The organism is Candidatus Pseudothioglobus sp. Uisw_041 (assembly GCF_048087625.1).
Classification (GTDB): Bacteria; Pseudomonadota; Gammaproteobacteria; order PS1; family Pseudothioglobaceae; genus Pseudothioglobus.
Genome location: NZ_CP159805.1, coordinates 527,067 through 549,686, shown reverse-complemented (window position 1 = coordinate 549,686; position 22,620 = coordinate 527,067). Strand labels below are relative to the sequence as shown.

Here is a 22,620-nt window from a genome sequence, read left to right as displayed (position 1 = left end):
ACAATATATCAAAGAAAGTTAAAAAAAATAGTTTTAAAAAAAACCTATTAACCATAATTTTTATACATGATTGTAACATTAATAAACATTGCTTTACTAATAATATAAGAATTAATACATACTATTGACTATGGTATGTGATAGTAGTAAACTGCACCTATACTTTTGGATGTTTTAAAATAGAATTTCTGTATATATAAATTTCTAAATAAACACATAACCATTAGTCTGAAGTGAATCCTATTTCAATTTAGAGGTGTATTTAATTGACCGAACAAGTACAAAAGACATTAGAAGATGATCCTTCAGATTTCCCAGAAATATTAACAAAATTTCCGGGTGAGCTTCATGTTAAAAATGTAAGCAAATCCTTTGGGGTAACTAAAGCTCTTGATAATGTATCCTTTACTGGATATTTTGGTGAAATTCATGCAATTATTGGTGGAAATGGCTGTGGGAAAAGTACATTAGCTAAAGTGCTAGCGGGTGTCTTGCCAATTGATTCAGGGAAAGTGTCAATTAATGGCCATCACCCATCTACACCAAAGGAATCTCGCGATTTAGGAGTTTCAATGGTATTTCAAGAGGTTCTTGTAGCAGATGAAGCATCGATAGTTGATAACTTATTTATTGGTATTGATGGTTTTTTCTCAAAATCAATGTCGGATAAAGATAAACAAGATAAAGCTAGAATTTTATTAAGTGAATTAGCTGATGAAGATATCGACCCCTTAATGCCAGCTGGAAATCTTCCACTAAGTACTAAAGCCTGGATTACCATTGCTAGAGGATTACTAAGTGAGCCAGATTTACTAATATTAGATGAATCATCAGCTGCATTAGATTTCGACTCAACTGAGCGTCTTTTTAATAAGATGAGAGAACTACGTGATAAGGGGACAGCAATAATAATAGTAACTCATAGAATTGCAGAGTTAGTAAGAATCAGTGATCGTTGCACAGTTATGAGAGATGGGAAAGATGTTGGTGTTTTAGAAAAAAGTCAAATTACTGAAAAAAATCTTTTACAACTGATGACAGGAAAAGATCAAAGCAAAGACTCAACTAAACAAGATGCTCACAAATCATCTCACTCACAAGTAGCTCTCAGAACTCAAAATATGAGGGTTTGGCCAACAAGTGATTCTTCAAATTTTGAATTAAATAAAGGCGAAATAGTTGGAATCACTGGGCTAGATGGCCATGGTCAAGATGACTTTGTTCGAATATTAGCTGGTATTGCACCAGCTGCAGAAGGAGTAGCTGAAGTCAGCACAAACCATGGTGTTGATTTTTCTTCGATTAACACTCTTGCCGATGCAAAAAAATTTGGAATTGCATTTGTTTCAGGTGATCGAAAAAGAGAAGGAATTTTACCAAATCTAAGTATTGTTGAAAATTTAGCAATTTCTATGTACGACAAAAATACCAATATACCCGGCGTTCGCCTTATTGAATGGGGTGCAATAAATGACATTTATGATTGGGAAGTAGAGAGATTAGCTATTAAAGCAGGCGCCAAAGAAAATTTGATTACATCTTTAAGTGGCGGTAATCAACAAAAAGTAATGCTAGGACGTGCTTTTTCCACCCATCCCAAGACTTTGGTTTTATTAGATCCTGCCCGTGGAATAGATTTACAAACTAAAAGAGATCTTTACAAACAACTAAGAGAATTTGCGGATGAAGGAAATTCAGTAATTTACATGTCAAGTGAACTTGAAGAATTCATAGGGTTTTGTTCGCGTGTAATTGTATTTCGCAATGGCAGCATTTTTGAAACATTTTTAGATCAAAAAATTAATGCTGATGGAATTCTTGAATCAATGTTTGGACATATTCAAAATCAAGATAACTCTGATATAGAGCATAAAGAGTTGGTGAACTCAAAATATCCTGAAAACACAAAAATGGAGAATGAAATGAGTGAATATAACGTAAGTAAATATTTCAAAAATGAGATCAAAACAGAAGCCTCAACTAAATCTTCAAAGCAGGATTTCTCACCTTCTGATGAAGAAAATTTTAATTCAATTATCAATTCTTCTGAAAATCAAAATAATGATGGCAAAAAAGTTGAAAAGAAAACAGCTGAGGAATTAACCGAGTCTTTTGAATATTCTAAAGATGACTCAAATCAATTTGAAAAGTTAATGAAATTTAAAAAAAATCCTAACCAAAAAATTACTTTGGGTCAGACTAATAAGGCAGATGGTTACTCAGCAGCCGATGAAGAGCTATTCAAAAAATTTGAAATTGAAGAAGATAGTAATGAAATTAAAAATGAGAAAGATAGAGGCTTAAATAGTCAAAAAATCGCCTCCTCTAATAATATAGATCATAAGAGCGTTAAGTCAAATACTCAGGAATATAGTAAGGAAGATTTAGAAAAATTTGAAAAATTATTCTCTAAAGAATAGGGCAATTTAATATAAATATCACTAAATGAACTTTTAACGATAATGGAATTAATAAAAAAACAAGAATCAAATTCTGGGGCTAGTACATATCTTATAGTTCCTATAGTCATATTCTTCCTATTGCTTATATTTGCAGTTATTAGAGGCCCATATTTGGTTTCAAGTACTGGATTTGGTGGTTTAATAATTGTTGTGGCTCCACTAATACTTGCAACCTATGCATTAACAGTAATAGTTATGGCCGGAAGAGCAGGAGTTGATTTATCAATTGGACCATTAATTGGATTTATCAATGTTGGTATGATTCAGCTAATTGGGTTAGGTTTAATTGAATCACCAATTGCAATATTTTTATACGCCATTGGTGTGGGTATTGCTTATCAAGTTCTAATGGCTTTAATAATTGTATTTGTTCGAGTGCAGCCAATTATTGTGTCATTAAGTGGCTACCTCTCGCTTGTTGGGTTGAATCTTATAATTATGCCTCGACCATCTGGCTTAGCGCCTGATTGGATGTATAGCTGGGGAGCTGGTACTACTATTTTTTCTCCCGTTTTAGTAATACTAATAGTTGCAACAGCAGGATGGTACTTGCTTGCTCAAACAGCTTTTTGGGGTAATTTAAAAATGATGGGTTCTGATGAGCGAGCGACCTACACAAGCGGAGTTAATATAAATATGGTTCGTATTGGAGCTCATGTTATAGGTGGTATTTATGCCGGACTTGCTGCGATTACATTTACGTCTCTAATTAGCTCTGGTGATCCAAGTCAGGGAACAACTTACACACTAATGGCTGTTACTGCACTTGTCCTGGGTGGAGCAAATTTAGCAGGTGGTCGAGGAAGTGCATTTGGCGCCCTTCTAGGTTCACTAAACATATTTTTAATTACCTTTGCACTTTCAACTTTTAACTTTGGAAAAATGCAGAGTTTCGTTACCGATTTCTCATATGGACTTATGCTGGTGGTTTCATTATTAATTAGTATTGCAATTCCATTTCTTCAAAAACGTGCTCGAGGACTTTCACCATCCCTAGTGTTTTTAGTAATGGGGATCGTTTCATTGGGTGTAATGGTAAGTGTATCGATGGACAAATCATTCGGAGTAAAAAGATATAAGGCATTTGTAGCTGCTGTTGAGCAGGAAACTATGTCAGCAGGAACAATTATGTTTCTCATAATAATTGGTGTGGCATTGGCTGCCTATATTATTAAAGTTGCTTTTAAACATATAAATGGCCCAATGATTGGACTTATGATTATTGTAATAATTACTGCTTTTGGTCTAATATTTAATCCTGATTCTACTTCAGAAGTAGTTTTCTCACCAACTATGATTGATTATTCTACAATGATATTTAGCATGGAGGAAATCTCGAGCTCTTCATCATTCCTCTCTATTAATGCACTAAGTAAGACAACATATCTATTAATCGGTCTAGTAGGTGTAGTGCTATTGTCATCACTAATAATTCTGACAATGCTTCCAGGAATAAAAACTAGTATCAAGCGTTTAGCAATGATAATGTGCATCGCTATTGTTCCAGTTATTGCAATTGGAGCTATATTTTTTCAAGATGCAAATAAGGGATATTTAACAAGTAGTTTCTCAGGTGAAGTTTTTGCAATACTAATGGTCTCAGCACTTCTCTTCACAATTACCATACCTTTAGTTCATACAAAAATAAAAAATATCAACAACATTTTTATTGGGGCAATCTCAATTACTTTCTTAATTGTTATGTATTTCTTTATAGGTAATAGCATGGGCACAACTGACCCTAATATAGGCGTATTAACGAACTATTCAATCCCAATTATCCCTACTGGAATAGAAAGTTTACCAGTCAAGCTTATCGAATATATGGCGCCAATAAGGATGAATGTTGATGCCAGTGGAATGGCACTAATTACTGAAATTGCCTACATTGCCATTATTATTATTTTATTACAAGTATTTTTACGTATTGCTATGGGAGAAACTAGTTTTAATAGTTTTTGGAAATATTGGTATATAGCTGCTTTTGCTATTCTAGCTTGGGGTAGTTTATTTTATGCAATAGGTGTGCCAGTATGGAAACTCATTGTCATTATTGGAATCACAATTATTTCAGCTCCAAATGTAATGCACATAATAAGCACATACATTATTGGCGATCATAAAGATGATGCAATAAGCAAATGGGAAGGATAAATAATGAAAATATTTAAAAATAATTGGGTTAAAAATGCGCATTAATAGAATGGGAAAAGCTGCCTTTTCATTTTATAAATGGCTGGGCTTTATTGTTGCTTTAATAGTTTCAGTTATCAGTGCTGTTTTAGGTTTTATTGATAACACCCCCTCACAACTTGTTATGCTTTATACAGTTGCAATCTTTGGTTCAATCTTATGGGGCTGGCATCACCTTTCAGTAAGATGGACATACATTGACGGCCTTGAAGAGGAAGATCTACAATTAGTAGAAAATATAGAAATCCAAGATAAAGAGTCTACTGAAAGCTATTTTAGTTTCCTTATCAAGAGTAACAAGGGTGCCATTATTGGCATATTAGCAATGATTATTGCATTTGTTGGACTTGCCTTTGCTATGGATGATTTTCTTCAATGGCAAAACATACTTTCATTGGTGGTATTTTTTCTAACTCTCTTAATATTAATCATCACCAACTCAGTTGCGAAAAATAATAAAAGTGCGCTTATGGGATTAGCAGTATTAATTGGACTTTTTATTATGGGTTCATTAATTGTAGATGGCTTTATCTCAACTTTGAATCTGAAATCAATGCTTCTTTTTGCATCATTCCTTGGGCTTGCTTGTATTGGACAAACACTTGTAGTATTACTAGGCGGATTAGACTTATCAGTCAGCTTTGTAATTGGAGCTGCAAATATTGGCTTAATGTATTTAATCACGCTAGGAATTCCTCCATGGATCTGCATAGTTGCTGTTTTATTAATGGGATTAGGTGTTGGAATAGTTAATGGCTTATTAAGTTTTCGTATACAAGGTCAAGCACTTATCTTAACTCTGGGTGTTGGATTTGTAGTTACTGGCGCCGTTCAAGCCTTAACAACTATTGGTTCAGATTTTGGAGGAAGCGTTTTTGGTGTTGTGCCAAAGTGGTTGTCTAATATAGCCGCAACAAATGGAACTTTTATTGGCATTAGCATCCCACCTGTTGTTGTAATCTGGGTTGTTTCATCAATCCTTATGATTATCGCACTATCAAATACAACTTGGGGAAGAAACCTATATGCAGTAGGTGGAAACCGGACAGCTGCAGCAAGATTATCAATATCAGAGAGGGCTTACTGGATAGGAGCATTTGCAATAGGGGGGTTTGTTTCTGCACTAACTGGTATTTTACTTTTAGGATGGAGTGGTGGTGGGTTTGTTGGCGTTGGTGGTCCTTATCTTTTTCAAACTATAGCTGCTGTTGTAGTTGGAGGTACTTCACTTCTTGGAGGAAAAGGAGGATATGGATTTACAGTTATTGGTGTTCTTGTTTTACAAGTTCTATCGTCATTTTTAGTAGGCATTGGATTAAGCTATGAAGGGCAACAATTTGTTTTTGGCCTGTTAATCCTCCCTATGGTAGCTTTATATGCCAGATCACCTCATATAAGAACACAAATTTAAATATAAATTAATCATGATGTCTAAAAATAATTCAAGGATACAAATAAAATGACTAGCGCAATAACATGGATATTTATATTTTTAGTCCTTTATTGGTCTTACTGTTTTTTTTGGGGAGTTCGAGCTTCAAAGCAAATAGCATCTGCAGATGACTACTTCCTATCTGGTCGAAGTTTATCGCCATGGGTATTTGCTATAGCAGCAACAGGAATATCCTTTGCAGGATGGACTTTTATTGCCCATCCTGGACTGATTTTTAGAGATGGATTTCAGTTTGCAAATACTTCATTTTTCGCCATAGCTGTTGCAATTTCTGGAGTTGTTCTTCTCAAAAGACAATGGATGCTTGGAAGGCGTTTTAGATTTACTACATCTGGTGAAATGTTTTCAGCATATTTTAAAGACGACACCCTAAGAGTTATTTCAGTTTGTATTGCACTTTTATTTGGTATTCCATTTGCTGCATTGCTCTTTGGATCCTCAGGATTCCTAATAAGTGAATTAACTAATGGTATTTTTTCACGAAATGTAGCTATGTGGTCATTATCTGGATTTGTTCTTTTATATTCAATCATGGGTGGAATGCAAGCAATAGCAAAAATTTCAGTAGTGCAGACTATACTATTTTTCCTTGGAATGATTATTTTGGGCTTATTTGCTCTTGATCTTGCTGGAGGCTTTGATTCATTAAACCAAGGCTTAGCAAACATTGCAAAAAATATAACCAGTCATCTTGGAAAAACTAAAGGCATGGGTGGAGGAAACTTCCCAGGATACTTCGCAATTCCTGGTGTAATTCAATTTACAGATGGCATAGGAATTGAAACCCCAAAGGGAGGACCATGGACTGCAATTATGACTCTTACATTTATGATGTCAGTTATGGGAATTCAATCCTCACCAACGTTCACAATGCTTGGGTTTACCAGTAAATCGACCAAAGGCTTTTCAATTCATCAGATATGGGGCGCGGCAGCCTGTGTGGGTATTATCATGTTTTTATTTTCCACTCTTCAAGGAGTAAGCGCAAATCTACTAGGAGCAAATAGTGCGGTTAATCAAGCAGGATTTGCAATTGCACAGCATTTGCCAGAACTATCTAAGGCGCAATATACTGAACTGGTAATGCATTATATTAAACTTGTAGGAAGCACTTCACCATGGATGGTTGGCTTCCTTGCTATCTGTGCTATAGCAGCATTACAAGTCACTGCAGCTGCATTTATGTCTACTACTGGAAATATTTTATCTCGAGATATTTATGTTCATTATTTTAATAAAGATGCGGATTATAAAACTCAAATTAAAGCTGCAAAACTCCTTACAGCGTTAGTGTTCTTTTGTGGAATGCTATTAGCTTCATTTTCGATGGAAGCCACTCTCATTCTTGGAAGTCTAGCAATTGCTTGCTCATTCCAACTTTGGCCATCATTATTAGGTGTCACATGGTTTCCATGGATTACAAAAAATGCAGCAATTGCAGGTGTAATTATTGGGATTATTGTAGTTATCTTCACTGAAACATTAGGACAGAAAATAACTGGCGGACGACTACCTTGGGGAGTGTGGCCCTGGACAATTCATTCAGCTGTATGGGGTATGTTTTTTAATATTTCAATCTGCTTAATTATCTCTTTAATGACCAGTCAAGATCCCGACAAACAACATAGGGATACATTTCACTCATTTTTCCAAAAACACTCTGTAACAGCTTCTAATGATCGCTGGTCTAAGCCAGTTGGAGGGCTTTTGTTAATGGTATGGATGTTTTTTGCTATTGGCCCAGGATCAATATTTGGAAACTTCACTTTTGGCAAGCCTAATGCCGGATATGATTCTTGGATGCTTGGAATGCCATCAATTTGGGCATGGCAAATTATTTGGTGGGCACTAGGTGTAGGATTAATTTGGTTTTTAGCTAATAAGTTAAAAATGTCTACTGAGCCTGAAAAAGAAATTGAATCAATAAATCAATAGGCTAAGATTTTTTTCTTATTATTTTGAATAGATTTTGTAAGTTTTGGTGACACTGCAACCGGCTCTTGATTTGCATAGTCTTCATGGTTCTTAGCAACTGACTCTAGGTCATATAAGTAATTAACCATCACTCCCCAAGAATCATCTAGAGCACTTTGATTAACATTGGCATCTGTATGAATTTTATAAAGAGATGCGCCATTACCAAGATGAAAATGAGCAACTGGATTAATAGCTTGACCATTTTTACGTTTAACTTGAGTTAAATAATAATAAGTTAGTCGACTCAATACTAAAGGATTTGGCTTATTATCTTTACAACATTCGCTAATATCATTAATTATATTTTCAGGCAAATCTTTATCTTCTAATAGGTTAATTTTGTTAGACCATTTCTTCAGCCCAGGAACAGGCGAGAGAGTAACAAAATGCTTGATTTGTTTGAATTCCTTCTCAATTTCAGTGACTACTTGCTTAATTAAAAAACTCCCGAAAGAAACGCTCTTTAGTCCCATCTGGCAATTAGAGATAGAATAAAAAACTGCTGTTGTGGCGCTAAAAGGATCAATTGGTTTAACGCTTGTATCAAGTATTGGCATAATTGAATTTGGCGTATCGTCCATCAATGCAACCTCAATAAAAATAAGAGGCTCATCTGGAAGTGCTGGGTGAAAAAAAGCATATAACCTTCTGTCATCTGCAGCCACCCTATTTTGTAAATCCTCCCAATCTGAAATATCATGGACAGCTTCGTACTGCATGATTTTTTCCAACACTCTAGCACTTGTCGACCAATCAATGCGCTCAAGTCTTAAAAACCCCCTATTAAACCAAGACTTAAATAAATGAACAAAATCAGAATCAAGTGATTTAAGCTCTGGAGAGGCTTTAATGCACTCTAACAAGGACTCTCTCATCTTTAAAAGCACTGATGTTCCATTTGGGACTTGATTTAACCTTCTAAGAAGCTCATGACTCTTAGGTTCAATTAATTGATGAAGTTTCCTGAGCTGGCCTTCATCATCAATATTTAATTCAATGAGAGCTTTTTTGAGAGTAGGCCGATCGACGCCAAACTGATCAAGAAACTGTAAAAAAAATGACTTTTTTTGCTCTTCTGAAAGAGTATTAAAATCTTCCAAAATTATTTTTGCAAGAGAAAATAATGTTGCCTCTCCATTTTTACTTACTAACTGATTGCAAAGCGTGATGATACTTTCAGGACTGGATACTTTCTTATTTGAACGGCCCATACGGATACGCTGAATAAGAGAGTTTAAAAAGTTTTGATGCTGAGTCATGTCTAAATAATAATTTTCGTTTAATTTTATACTACTTTTTCTTTCTAGCTTCTTAGAAAGAATTGGTTGAAAAAAATGAAAATATATACTTAATAACTATTCAATTGAACTAAATCGAAAAACATTAACAGCAATATAGTCATTATATGCAGCACCTGATTGAAGCCAAGTTTTTGCCTTTAAGGCTGAAATTTTAGGGCTTAAATTATCTTCAAGGTTTAAGTATAAGCCATATTTAAAAGTATAGTCTTCTTCGGTTAAGACTAATAAATCACCATTTGAACTAATGAGGGTTTTCTCTGGCATACCTCCTTGCTGAGATACAAATGCAGTCTGGCCGTATTCATCCATTAAGCTAGATAACTTAGCTTCGAAATACTCCTTACTAATAGGGCTATGTTTGTAATAATTCACGTGAAGATCTTCAGCCTCTTCAGCCAAATAACTTCTTAAATCTTCAACTGAAGAAAACACCTCATCTTCAATCCAAAAAATTACAAATGCACCATTTGAACTGCCAAGACCCAATGACTGGTCTTCAACCATCAACAGCGCAGAGCCATCTAGTATCGATTGCAAAAAATCTTTGTCTAAACTTCTTATCTCTTCATTGAACTGACTTAGATTCATAATTTTTTCATCCTAGCGTGATTGAAAAAGGAGCGACTTAATAGTCTGATAATTTGTAGCAATATTTCTTAAAGCTTCTTCTCCTAGTTTATTGCTAGTAACGCCCTCTTCAATCTCTTTTACTTTGTCAGCATACATTCTTTTAAGTGTATTTGTTGTAGCTAATATTTCGTAAACACTTGGGGAATTCTTTTCTTTCCAATCATCTGGCAAAATATAAGGATATTTTGGATCAAAATCTATTAAATTATCGTCTTCTTCAGCAACCATCATTTAGTTAATGAGATAAACAATTGAGGAAGTCTCTCAGGTAATTTTTGAATATTATCAATTACCATAAAACGATTTTTACCAAAAATTCTCGAAACATATTCATCAGCGTGAGGATCTAAACTAATACAGAACGTTACAATTCCATGACTTCGTAACTCTTCAACCGCTTTTTTTGCATCCATACGAAGATGCTGTGGATCATCAACGTCAATATCTGCAGGCTCTCCATCCGTTAAGATCAAAAGAATTTTCTTAGCTGAAGATTGAGTCAATAAATCGACCCCAGCATGCCTTATTGCAGCCCCCATTCTGGTTGATAGGCCACCTTTTATTCCAGCCAATCGGCCCTTTACTTCATCATTAAAACTATAATGAAATGGCTTAAAGCGATAGTACTGAACATCGTGTCTTGAATCCGATGCAAACCCTGAAATAGTTAAATTATCTCCAATCTTGTCAATTGCCCATGAAAGTAATGAAGTTGACTCTTTCATTAGCTCCAAAATTGTTTTATCACTTCCAATAACCATATCATTGGTAGATTCAGATAAGTCCATTAATAAGTTCACAGAGACATCTCTAACATGCTGCACTTTCTTTACATAAATCCTGTCAGATGGGGTTATGCCAGATCTAATATCTGCTAAAGCTGTTACGCATGCATCAAGATCAAGCTCACTTCCTTCTTGTTGCTTCTTGAGTTTTACGAGACCTTGAGGCTGCATTCGATCAATCGCATTTTTAAGTTGATTGGCAATAGGTTTGTGAGTTTTTAAAATTTTATTAATTAACTCTGGATCCCCTTTTCTCAAACGTCTTTCATACAGAGTTGCCCAGTTTGGCCGATAGAGCTGAAGCTGATAATCCCACTCATTGTAATGAAAAGGCTCACTTACTGGCTCCTTACCCTCAATTTCATTAATACTTACGCCATCGAGCTCATCAGGAAAGTACTCTGACTCTAAAGTCCAAATTTCCTGCGCATCATCACCTGCGGTTTCAACATCAAGCTCGTTATACATCTCCATAATATTGACATTTTTACGTACCTGTCTTTGACTAACAGGGACATAATCATTGCCCTCTGACAACCAATCAAGCTCTTCGTACTCCCAAATATATCTATTATCATCTCTATATATAATTGGCGTTGATACAAGAGCGGAAGCGCTTATTTTCACATCTGTTTCAGTCTTAAGTAGCTCGTAATACTTCATACCCAACTCATAGCTCATTGCTGATGATTCAGGCATTTTGGTCATTTTTTTAATAAATAACTTAAGAAAATCACTGTTAAATGACTGCTTTACTGTGTATTTTTGATCTAATGCAGCCCTTGAGAAATCAACCAGATCTACTATGAAAGGATTTAAATCTTTTAAGTCCTCATCTTCAGGATGAAGCGCAATCCAAGTTTTCTTCATACCTGGAAATTTTTTTAATGTATTAAGCTCAACCCTTAAGTCTTCTATTAGAGAAACGCATGCAACTTGCAAAGGATTTAAGTCATCCCCTTTAAAAGCCACTCTAGTTTCCATAATATGAGCTGCGGCATGAGCACAAACCGCCCTATAACAATCTATACCAGGGATAATTCTTCCAGAAGCATGCTTATAGTCATCATAAGCATCTGGAATATGCATAACTCCATATTCAATATAAGGCCTTAGACCTTTCTTAGTTTCGTAGTCACCTGAAGTCGGTCGTAGAAAAAAATCACGGTTATAAAACGCTCTAAGATAAAACTGCAACTTTCTTTGATTATCAATAAATAGCGTTCCTCGCCTCTCCTGCTCAAGTATTTGCATTGATTCTGCACTACTTAATTCAAAATAGGCGATTTGGGCTTTAAAATCTCGTTTGAAAGATTCAGCTCCATAAAGAACCCATCTTCTTAGGCCGCCAAGAGTAAGCTTACTAGTCAACTGATCAATATTATTTAGCATTGGCCTCATACCTCTAGGGGCTAGAGCTATCATTCGCTCCATTAACCTAAGGTAGCCTTTTAATAAATCAAAGTCACTCATCCGCCTTGCAACGTTTGGAAGGCTTGCAATCATCAACACCAAGACAGAAGAGGATGTTTGTGAAGACATTTTCATAATTGAAAATACAATCTCACCAATTATGGACTCGCCAACCTCCCTAACGACCATAGGTGTCTCTTCCAAGAAAGAGATAACCATGTCTTCACCTTTACCCATTGCATGAAGCGCACCAGCACCATCTAAATAGACTTTAAGTCCATTTGGGGACATAACCTTAGAGGCTTCAACAAAGCTCCCTGCAAGCGCATCATGAAGAATGTCAGAGGAATCTCGAAACTTTTGTTCAAAATCGGAAAGTTGAACCGCACTCATTACTAATCCTTAGTCAAAAAAAGTATCGATTGCAGCATTAAGAGTATCGACAATATCTAAGTCATCCGTAATAGGATTAACCATTGCAATTTTACAGGCAGACTTTTCATTAACCTTGTTAGCAATTAATTGTCCTGCATAGATACATAATCTAGTAGATATTCCCTCATCCAGCCCATGGCCGACAAGATTTCTAGCTCTTTGAGCAATTTGGACTAGTTTCAATGCTATTTTTGGATCAACGCCGGACTCTTTAGAAATAATATGTGCCTCAGTTTTTTCATCTGGGTATTGAAAGTTAAAACCACAAAATCTTTGCTTAGTCGATTGCTTTAGGTCTTTCATTAAATTTTGATAGCCAGGGTTATAAGATATAACCAATTGGAAATCAGGATGCGCTTCAATCAACTCGCCTTTCTTGTCGAGCGGTAAAGTACGGCGATAATCTGTCAAAGGGTGAATCACAACGGTTGTATCTTGCCTGGCCTCTACGACCTCATCTAGATAACAAATACCGCCATAACGAGCGGCCATTGCAAGAGGACCATCTTTCCAAATTGTACCTTCCTTATCAAGAAGAAATCTCCCTACTAAATCACTGGCTGACATATCTTCATTGCAAGCAACTGTAATTAAAGGCTTACCTAATTTATACGCCATATATTCTACAAACCTAGACTTACCGCACCCAGTGGGGCCTTTCAACATAACCGGCATACGATTCATATACGCAGCGGTATACATATCTATTTCATCATTTTGAGGTTGGTAAAAAGGTTCTTTTGCAATTTTGTATTGATCTAATTCATTCATTTTTATATCCTCTTCAAAAAAAAAACCCCTGCACTTAGACAGGGGTTTATCCAATCAAGCTTACCTAATTTTACTTGATTATTTAAATCCTTTGCCTCTGTAAATAACCATTGAAGCGCCCTGTGATTGAGCGTAATTATCATAACCAATTAGTCGAACATGATTATCTGGGTTAGCATCATGGCACTCCTTACATTCAGCAAGAATTGTATCAACATCTGTCTCACCAAATAAAGGAAGTTTCCACATATACCAGTAATTTTCCATAGCATTTTCAACTTCAGTATGCTCTACGCCAGGGTTATAACCCTGATCAACAATGTACTGTACTTGTTGTCGAATTTGTTTATCATTCATTGCAGGTAAGTATGAAAATGTTTCAAACTTTCTGCTCGAGTTATCGCCAAGGCGTGATGGGTAATCTTGAACTTTGCTCATAATATTTTCCTTATAGTAGTTTTTCTTGTAATAAAAGTTGATTGATGCATTACTTGTGCACTATGTCCAGCTTATCAACTGTATCGAACTCAAATTTAATCTCTTTCCATGTCTCCATTGCAATCTTAAGCTCAGGTGAGTGTTTTGCTGCACTAGTAAGAATCTCTTTAGATTCCTTTTCTAAGTCTTTTCCAGCGTTCCTTGCTTCAACACATGCTTCAACAGCAACTCGATTCGCAGCAGCACCTGCCGCATTACCCCATGGATGGCCAAGTGTTCCGCCGCCAAATTGGAGGACTGAGTCGTCACCAAATATATTTACAAGTGCTGGCATATGCCAGACATGAATTCCGCCTGAAGCTACAGGTAGCATCCCTGGCATTGACCCAAAGTCCTGATCAAAGAAAATACCTCTTGAGCGATCTTCTTTAATAAAGCTATCGCGCATGCAATCAATCCAGCCCAAAGTGGATTCACGGTCACCTTCAAGTTTTCCTACTACCGTTCCTGAGTGCATATGATCACCTCCAGAAAGGCGTAAACACTTAGCAAGCACTCTGAAGTGAATGCCGTGATTTGGATTTCTATCTACAACAGCATGCATTGCTCTATGGATATGAAGCAGTAAGCCGTTATCGCGGCACCAATTTGCAAGACCTGTATTTGCTGTAAAGCCTGCCGTAAAGAAGTCATGCATAATGATTGGAGTTCCTAACTCTTTCGCATACTCAGCTCTTTTGTACATCTCTTCTGGCGTAGGAGCTGTTACATTTAAGTAGTGGCCTTTCCTTTCACCTGTTTCTCTTTCAGCCCTTTCAATTGCATCCTGAACAAAACCGAAACGATCTCTCCAGCGCATGAAAGGCTGTGAATTTACATTTTCGTCATCTTTTGTAAAGTCTAATCCACCACGTAGTCCCTCGTAACATGCACGTCCATAATTTTTAGCTGATAAGCCAAGTTTGGGTTTAATGGTACATCCCAGCATCGGCCGGCCATATTTATTCATTTTGTCTCTTTCAACCTGGATTCCATTTGGGGGGCCTCCACACGTCATAACGTAAGCTATCGGAAAACGAATATCTTCAAGTCTAAGAGCTCTTAATGCTTTAAAGCCGAATACATTTCCTACGAGAGAGGTAAGAACGTTAACGATTGAGCCCTCTTCAAATAAATCAATTGGGTATGCAATAAAAGCGTAAATTGCATCATCTGATCCTGGCACGTCTTCAATGCGGTAGGCGCGTCCCTTGTAGTGGTCAAGATCTGTTAACAGATCAGTCCAAACTGTAGTCCAAGTTCCTGTTGAAGATTCAGCTGCAACAGCGGCGGCAACCTCTTCTCTTGGAACGCCTGGTTGGGGCGTAATTTTAAAGCATGCCAGAATATCAGTATCTTTTGGCTCATACTCGGGCATCCAATATGTATCGCGGTATTCCTTTACACCTGCATCGTAACCTTTCTTAGCCATAGTCCCACTCCCTGTTTAATATTAATATAAAAATGAAATCATTATAGTAGGTGAAATAAATAATGTAAAATAATATTTATTTAAATAATCATCAATTTATATTATGATTAATTATACATTAAAACAGCTCTATAGCTATGAATCAGTCATTAGATTAGGCGGATTTACAAGCGCGAGTAAAGAGCTTCATATCACTCAGCCTGCAGTATATATGCAGATACAGCAGCTTCAAGATAGTATTGGAGCAAAATTATTTGATATTAATGGAAAAAAAATCAGCGCTACATTTATTGGAAAAAAGCTTTATGAAACTGCAGTAAAAACGATCAGTACACTTGAAAATTCAAAACTTGAAATGGATGAAATACTCAGTCCAGATTCTGGCCATCTTCAAATAGCAGTTGCAACAACTGCAAATTCATTTATTAGCGCATTACTTGCAAAGTTTAAAAAAGAGTTCCCTAAAATGACTTTCTATATCGATGTTACAAATAGGCAGTCGCTTCTTAACAACCTAAAAAATAACAATGCTGATCTGGTAATTATGGGAGAGCCTCCAAAAGATATTCCATTAATTTCTCAAGCATTTATGAAAAATCCTTTGATTGCAATCGCTCACCCTGAGAATGAGCTGCTAAATAAGAAAAGAGTAACAATTAAAGATTTAGCCAAGGAAACTTTACTTACGAGGGAAGTTGGTTCAGGCACTCGCATAACAATTGAAAAGTTTACTGGTTTAAACTTTAATTCAGATATTCAAATTAACTCGAATGAAGCTATTGTTGAGGCGGTTCAAGCAGGATTAGGGATTGGTTTTGTTTCGATGCATTCTGTGAATCTTCAACTTAAAAACAATATTATCAGGCAGCTTAATGTTGCCCCCTTTCCGATTGTAAGGCAGTGGCATATTGTTCATCATGCAGAGGCAGAGCTGTCTCCAATTGCAAGAAAGTTTAAACAGTTTGTAATTGAGAATACGAAGACTGAAAAATATCTATAAACCTTAACTGCGATATTCTGCATTAATCTTGACATAGTCATACGAAAGGTCTGTTGTCCATACACTCTCACTAGTGTGAGCAGCCCCCAAACTAATCCTAATTGTGATCTCAGGCTTTTGCATTTCCAAGCTTCCAGCGGCCTCTGTGTAGTCTTTACTTATCTCACCTGAGGAGATAATTTGTAAATCATTTAAGAAAATATCAATATTTTCAATAGAGATTCCATCTACTTTTGACCTTCCTACCGCAGCCAAGATCCTGCCCCAATTTGCATCACTTGCAAATAATGCAGTTTTAACTAGTGGAGAGTGGGCAACGGTATACGCAACTTCCAAACAATCATCGACTGAAGACAGACCACCAACTTTTATTTCTACAAATTTAGTAGCGCCCTCTCCATCTTTAATAATCATTTGGGCTAATATTTTTGTTATTTCATTCAGTGCATTTTGAAACTCTTCTTTACAATCGTTGAGCTGAACGCTAGATTGATCGGTAGCACTTAAAGTGCAGGCATCATTTGTTGAAGTATCACCATCAACTGTAATCCGGTTGAAAGACTGATTTACTGCAATATCTAAACAGTCATAGAGCTCTTCTTTTGAAGCCCCAATATCACTAACTATAAAACTTAGCATCGTTGCCATATCCGGTCGAATCATTCCTGAGCCCTTAGCAATCCCTGATAGCGTGACATTATTTCCATTTATAACAAAGGAAATAGAGCAAGATTTTTCTACTAAATCAGTAGTTAATATGCCTTTAGATACATCACTCATATTACTTGATGAGAGGCCATCAACTAGCTTTTCTGTATTGTTTTCAAATGGCTCTAAGGGTAATAACTGTCCAATTACTCCAGTTGAAAATGGCAAAATTTGATCTGAATTAATATCCAATTTTCCTGCAAAAATCTCACACGTCTTCAAACAAGCCTCTAAGCCTTTTTGACCGGTCCCTGCATTGGCGTTTCCACTATTGATAAGAAGAGCTTTTACATTTGAATTCAAGTGATTTTTTGCAACAATAACTGGGGCAGCACAAAAAATATTTTGTGTAAAAACTGCAGCAGTTTGCGTGCCTTTGGTAAATGAAATTAGTGACAAATCTAAAGCATTATTTTGCTTTATGCCACTTGAGATTGAAGCGAACTTAACGCCTCTTACTTCGAGCAAATCACCAATCATATAAAAAATATTATGGAAAAAATAATTATTAGTATTTTACCCAATTCATATATCAGCTAATCATTTTAAAAAATTTATAGAGCTAGGCTTTATTTATTATCTCTATCAAGTTTATTAAATAGAAGCATAATGACTGCCCCTAGAAATACCATAATCAGAGCTGGAATCGCCGCCCTTTCATATAAACCTTCAGCGCTTAACTCGTAAACCCGAATCGCTAGTGTATCCCACCCGAATGGTCTTAATAAATAAGTTGCGGGCAGCTCTTTCATGACGTCTACTGAAACTAATAAAGCTCCTGCTAATATTCCAGGAGTCATCATCGGCAAATACACCTCCTTAACTAAACGGAAGCGACTAGCGCCCAGTAATCTTGCACTTTGCTCAAAAATAGGCTTGATTTGCTCACTAGAAGCGATAGTTGAGTTAAAAGCAATCGCCATAAATCTAGATACATACGCAAAGAGCAACAACGCAACAGAGCCAAAAAGTATGTGATTGATTGATGAGCCACCAAAATAAATACTAATTAATGAAATATTTTGGACTCCATAAAGAAGACCTACTGCCATTACTGAACCTGGTAAAGCGTAACCAAGTGTTGAGAATCTAATTAATATCTGGAGGACTTTGCTATTAGACTTTCTTCTGCTAGGGAGAGCCAGAAGTGTTGCAACAAAAACTGTCAAAACTGTTGCGCTAATTGTCAATATACCTGTAGAAGATAAATAATCAAGATACCTTGGGTTCCACTCTTGGGTGAATTTTTCAAAACTCCAAATTATGATCTGAAGCATTGGCAGTGCAAATGAAAGCATAAATACGCCAAATACAAATACAAAAAGCGACCATCCAATTAGGCCATTTGCATGATATGGCTTTATATTAGAAACATCTGATGAGTAATACTTGGCCTTACCACGCGCTTTTTTTTCAAAGTAAATAAGAAGGAATGCAACCAATACTAATAAGGATGCCAGCTGAGCAGCTACTTCAATTGATCTAAAGTCACCCCAGGCAGAATAAATTGCTGTTGTGAAAGTTGGGTAATTAAATAATGAAACAACCCCAAAATCCGCCAAAGTCTCCATTAACGTAACAAGCAATCCAGCAGCTATTGCAGGCCTTGCCAAAGGGACAGAAATCTTCCAAAAAACACTGATAGGAGATGCGCCTAACATCTTACCAGCCTCAATCATCTGTATCTTTTGTCGCTTAAATGAAGCCCTGGCCATCATATAAACATACGGATAGAAAACCAATACGAATGTTAAGATAATCGCCCAATGACCAGAACGAATATCAAATCCTGAAACTCCAGTAAGCTCTCGTAACCATACCTGTGCATACCCTGAATAGTCAAAAACTCCAAGATATACAAAAGCTAAGACATAAGCGGGTATAGCAAAAGGAAGAAAAAGAGCCCACTCAAGCCACTTTCTTCCTGGAAACTCAACCATGACGACTAAGTATGCAAGAACTGTCCCAAGGACACTAACTCCAATGCCAACGCCTAGAAGCAATATTAAAGTAGAGCTAATTAGTTCAGGAAGAAGATTTTCTGAAAAATGCCCCCAAAGCTCTGTCCCAGGTAATAACCAGGCAGAACATACAACTATTATTGGGAAAGCAACCGAAAATGCTAGGAAGCCCATTAAGATATTTGAATTATTCTGTTTAATACTCATTGGGCTATTTAAATTGTAATACCTACCTAATTATCTATAGCCTTCTCTCTGCATTAAGGCAACCGCATCTGCTTGATTTTTTCCAGCAACAGACAAATTCATTTTATCCTGATTAAAATCACCCCACTGTGCAATTAAATTATCGGCTTTTAATTTTTGACTTGCTGGGTACTCTTTATTTAAGTCTACATAAATCTTTTGGGCTTCGATTGAAGATAAAAATTCTAACAACTTAATGGAGTTTTCTTTGTTACTAGAGTGTTTTGTAACTCCAGCTCCTGAAATGTTTACATGAGTTCCTGTAGAGCCTTGGTTCGCCCAAAATAGTTTAAGCGCAACATTTGGCTTTTCAGCTTGGAGGCGTCCAAAGTAATAGGTATTCACAATACCAACATCACACTGACCTGCAAGGATAGCACTCATAACATGATTATCCTCTGCGTTTGGAGTTGCGGCCAAATTATCAACCCAGCCCTTTACAACGTCTGTAGTAGTTTTTTGTCCGTCATGATAAATTAAAGATGCTACGAGAGATTTGGTATAAACTTTTTTACTTGTTCGTAAACAAAGCCTACCTTTCCATTTTTTATCCGCTAAGTCTTGATATGTAGATAATTCTGTAGGGTCTACTCTTTCAGTACTATAAATAATTGTTCTTGCTCTAACCGATAAGCCTGTCCAAAATCCCTCAGGATCCCTAAGATGATCTGGAATATTATTATTAATAATTTCACTTTTTACTTGCTGAAATAAATTTTGTGAAGCTGCATACCAAAGATTACCCGCATCAACAGTAATAAACATATCTGCCTTGGTTCTTTTGCCTTCTAGTTTAATACGTTCAATCAAAGCTCCACCATTGCCTGTTAGATATTTAACTTCAATTCCAGTGTTACTAGTAAAAGCATCAAATAGTGGTTTAATTAAGTGCTCTTTCCTAGTGCTATAAACGGTAATACTATCGCTAGTCGCTGCTAAAACAGCAGTTGAAAAAGAGGTAGAAAAAATTGCAAAAACCAGTACAGAAAGAATTAGTTTTAATTTTGTCACTTTGCACTCCAAAAAGGTTAAGTTAAATAACTTTAAAAGGTAAATTTATGATCCAACAATTAGATTCTTAAGGTTATGGGCTGCTTCAGATTGCCCCTTAAGTCCAAATTCAATTTGCTGATCTTTATTGGACGTTAAACAACTTCCTCCAATAGTATCCCATATTGAAAGAATTGCACCAAAATTACAATCAAAATGCTTTGAGTTAATTGAGTGGTGCAGTTGATGCTGAGCGGGAGAGACTAGAATTTTTTCTAGCCAATTCCAGTAACTAATACTCACATGAGAATGCCTAAGATTAGAACCTAGGGCATGAAATACTACAACAAATAAGCTTGCTCCAAAAATTTCGATCAGAGAAACGCTTCCAGAGAAAAAGAAAAAACAAACTCCTAGACATAACGAGTGAACCACTAAAGCTCGAAAGCTAAAAAGAACTGCCTCAATAGGGTGAGTTCTAAGAACTGTTAATGGGGTTAAATTAGTTGCCGAGTGATGGGCTTTATGAAATCGCCATAATATAGGAACACGATGCATCAGTCTATGGACTAAATATCTTGAAAAATCATCTACAACAAAAAGAGTGGTAGTAAAAATTATCATCACCATCCAAACAGGAATTGATTCTGAAGGTCTCGAAAATAGCAGGTGCATATTTTCAAAGATAAATAAGGTTAGAGCAAGCTGACCTAGTAAGATAGGCGCTAAAAGCTTTATGAAAAATTGATTGAGAACCATTAATTTATAGTCGCCAATTGCTGATTTAGAAAACCAAATTTTAGAATTGAAAAAACCACTGACAATAGTTGTCAGTGGTTTTTTTTGAACTGCCCTAAGCCAAATTACTGCTATAAAGGCAGCGCTTATTAGGTATCCAACAAATAAGCGCTTTTCAGGATTAAGAAAATTTGCGAAAAAGTCAGTCATTCTCCGCGCTAGATTTTCCACCAAGAGTTTTCACCAATTCAGCTAAACCTGCAGTCTGATCGTGAGATTTTGCAACAACTGCAAACTCATCAACCATTAGGTTTTGAACTTTCAACATGTGCGCCATATAGCCACCCCATGACTCAGAATTACTCTGGATATATTCTCCATTTGAATCAACTCCAGTAACTTGGGTGTTACCTAAAAGTAGTGGGCTGTGGCCAATTAAACGGTTTAGCCTAACAGATACTGCGCCCATGTCTTTTCCGCCAACTTGAAGTGCTAACGCAAAACCTTTTAGCTCGCCCCAATGCTTCGCATAGTTACGCCATGCTTTAGCAACATCTCCATTAGATTCAAGGATTGCCTCAATTTTAATCATGTCCTCATAAGTCTCACCTGCGTACTTGAATACTGCCTCAGCTATTACTTTTTCCCAGTTAGTCTTAATTATTTTAGCGTAAGCTTTAAGTTGATCACGTTGAGAATCACTAAGAGCATTAGCATCTGCTGCCACTAGCATGTCTCTTCCATCCATGTATGCGCCGACAATGTCATGAAGGTAAGTTGTTTTTCCACCCTTATCAAATGAAGATGCATAATAGGCATGACCAAAAGCCATTTCTTTATACAAGTCTACTTTACCGTCATAGTTATAGTCAGCAGCAGATACATCTTTTTGTTTAGCAATATTGTAAACATCTTGAGCTGAAAGAGTTAGTGTGTGCGATGGAGCGCCAAAATAACCAAATGCCTCATCCCAAACATGCTCTTTACCCGTATAGGCAGCACCATCTTTGTATGGCTTATTATTAGGCTTAGTATCTGCCTCAAGCTTTTCATCAAGATAGTTATCAACTGCTTGGTTATACATAACAGCACCCATTAAAAATTTAGATACTAATTGAGTATAGTCATAGGCATGTGCAGCGTCATAACCACCCTCAGCATCAGCAGCTTTCTCAAACATAAAAGCAACTACTTCAGGGCCAGTCATATTACCAGGCCAGCCTGGAATCAAACCTTTATATGTTTTTCCACTAAGATTTTTACTAGAGAGTTCACCAATGGTAGACTGCATAATAACAAAATCACCTTTTGTTGCTGGAGCAATAATCACTCGATCTGCGCTTCCACCAGAATAATAACTTTGCATTGCAGACATATCTCCCTTAGAAATTAATTTCTTAAGAGAGCTTTCAAGAGCATGTCTCGCCATTTGCCCTTTATATGATGTAGAGGTTGTTGCACTTCCCGAGTAGTCTTTAAGTGTAATTGGAAAATCAGCATAGACAGTTGATCTAGCAAATGATGCTGATGAAATCAAAATTGCCGACGTAAGAACGACAGTTAGTGGAACCGCTTTGGCGGTAAATCGCTTTATAAACATTGCTTATTCCTTAAAAAAAGTTAAAGTTAAAGTATTTCTTATTGCAAA

The 22,620-nt window shown here is 36.4% G+C and carries 17 protein-coding genes; 5 read left to right on the top strand and 12 right to left on the bottom strand.

The annotated features are described in order from the left end of the window. Positions 1–266: 266 nt before the first annotated feature. The 4 genes from ABXT44_RS02750 to ABXT44_RS02735 are packed head-to-tail and all read left to right on the top strand — an operon-like array spanning position 267 to position 8,043. A complete protein-coding gene (locus tag ABXT44_RS02750) occupies positions 267–2,420 on the top strand; it encodes a sugar ABC transporter ATP-binding protein (protein ID WP_416687954.1) in 2,154 nt (717 codons plus the stop codon). A 42-nt stretch (positions 2,421–2,462) separates the two neighbouring features. Then, entirely contained in the window at positions 2,463–4,616 is a 2,154-nt protein-coding gene (locus tag ABXT44_RS02745; RefSeq protein WP_416687952.1) for an ABC transporter permease, read from the top strand. Between the two features lie 34 nt (positions 4,617–4,650). Beyond that, a complete protein-coding gene (locus ABXT44_RS02740) occupies positions 4,651–6,066 on the top strand; it encodes an ABC transporter permease (protein ID WP_416653008.1) in 1,416 nt (471 codons plus the stop codon). Positions 6,067–6,114: 48 nt separating this feature from the next. Beyond that, positions 6,115–8,043 (top strand): sodium:solute symporter family protein, encoded by a 1,929-nt coding sequence (locus tag ABXT44_RS02735; RefSeq protein ID WP_416687950.1) that lies wholly within the window; start codon positions 6,115–6,117, stop codon positions 8,041–8,043. Here the strand turns inward: ABXT44_RS02735 and ABXT44_RS02730 are convergent. The 7 genes from ABXT44_RS02730 to ABXT44_RS02700 all read right to left on the bottom strand — a co-directional run bounded on the left by ABXT44_RS02730 (position 8,037) and on the right by ABXT44_RS02700 (position 15,329). Next, positions 8,037–9,344, bottom strand: coding sequence for a malonyl-CoA decarboxylase domain-containing protein (locus ABXT44_RS02730; protein WP_416687949.1), 1,308 nt, complete (start codon positions 9,342–9,344; stop codon positions 8,037–8,039). The genes ABXT44_RS02735 and ABXT44_RS02730 overlap by 7 nt on opposite strands. 96 nt (positions 9,345–9,440) lie before the next feature. Next, positions 9,441–9,974 (bottom strand): hypothetical protein, encoded by a 534-nt coding sequence (locus tag ABXT44_RS02725; protein ID WP_416687948.1) that lies wholly within the window; start codon positions 9,972–9,974, stop codon positions 9,441–9,443. A 12-nt stretch (positions 9,975–9,986) separates the two neighbouring features. Further along, positions 9,987–10,247 (bottom strand): hypothetical protein, encoded by a 261-nt coding sequence (locus ABXT44_RS02720; RefSeq protein WP_416687946.1) that lies wholly within the window; start codon positions 10,245–10,247, stop codon positions 9,987–9,989. Further along, positions 10,244–12,607 carry a nitric oxide reductase activation protein NorD gene (locus ABXT44_RS02715; RefSeq protein WP_416687944.1) on the bottom strand — a complete coding sequence of 788 codons (2,364 nt, stop codon included), beginning with the start codon at positions 12,605–12,607 and terminating at the stop codon, positions 10,244–10,246. The genes ABXT44_RS02720 and ABXT44_RS02715 overlap by 4 nt, the downstream gene beginning before the upstream one ends. 9 nt (positions 12,608–12,616) lie before the next feature. Continuing rightward, on the bottom strand, positions 12,617–13,420 hold the full coding sequence (locus ABXT44_RS02710) for a CbbQ/NirQ/NorQ/GpvN family protein (protein ID WP_271556431.1): 804 nt from the start codon (positions 13,418–13,420) through the stop codon (positions 12,617–12,619). A gap of 78 nt (positions 13,421–13,498) precedes the next feature. Then, positions 13,499–13,858: a ribulose bisphosphate carboxylase small subunit gene (locus ABXT44_RS02705; RefSeq protein ID WP_271537665.1), complete on the bottom strand. Its 360-nt coding sequence runs from the start codon at positions 13,856–13,858 to the stop codon at positions 13,499–13,501. A 49-nt stretch (positions 13,859–13,907) separates the two neighbouring features. Beyond that, positions 13,908–15,329 (bottom strand): form I ribulose bisphosphate carboxylase large subunit, encoded by a 1,422-nt coding sequence (locus ABXT44_RS02700; RefSeq protein WP_271537666.1) that lies wholly within the window; start codon positions 15,327–15,329, stop codon positions 13,908–13,910. Positions 15,330–15,432: 103 nt separating this feature from the next. Between ABXT44_RS02700 and ABXT44_RS02695 the strand changes: the two genes are divergently transcribed. Continuing rightward, positions 15,433–16,329 (top strand): LysR family transcriptional regulator, encoded by an 897-nt coding sequence (locus ABXT44_RS02695; protein ID WP_416687942.1) that lies wholly within the window; start codon positions 15,433–15,435, stop codon positions 16,327–16,329. Positions 16,330–16,332: 3 nt separating this feature from the next. Here the strand turns inward: ABXT44_RS02695 and argJ are convergent, their stop codons facing one another. The 5 genes from argJ to ABXT44_RS02670 form a co-directional block, all read right to left on the bottom strand. Further along, a complete protein-coding gene (argJ, locus tag ABXT44_RS02690) occupies positions 16,333–17,517 on the bottom strand; it encodes a bifunctional glutamate N-acetyltransferase/amino-acid acetyltransferase ArgJ (protein WP_416687940.1) in 1,185 nt (394 codons plus the stop codon). Positions 17,518–17,606: 89 nt separating this feature from the next. After that, positions 17,607–19,205: an ABC transporter permease gene (locus tag ABXT44_RS02685; RefSeq protein WP_416687938.1), complete on the bottom strand. Its 1,599-nt coding sequence runs from the start codon at positions 19,203–19,205 to the stop codon at positions 17,607–17,609. Positions 19,206–19,235: 30 nt separating this feature from the next. After that, positions 19,236–20,255, bottom strand: coding sequence for an extracellular solute-binding protein (locus ABXT44_RS02680; RefSeq protein ID WP_416687937.1), 1,020 nt, complete (start codon positions 20,253–20,255; stop codon positions 19,236–19,238). A 45-nt stretch (positions 20,256–20,300) separates the two neighbouring features. Then, a complete protein-coding gene (locus ABXT44_RS02675) occupies positions 20,301–21,182 on the bottom strand; it encodes a sterol desaturase family protein (protein ID WP_416687936.1) in 882 nt (293 codons plus the stop codon). Then, positions 21,175–22,572, bottom strand: a complete 1,398-nt coding sequence (locus tag ABXT44_RS02670; RefSeq protein ID WP_416687934.1) for a DUF4856 domain-containing protein — start codon at positions 22,570–22,572, stop codon at positions 21,175–21,177. Before ABXT44_RS02670 ends, ABXT44_RS02675 begins: the two co-directional genes overlap by 8 nt. Positions 22,573–22,620 lie beyond the last annotated feature (48 nt).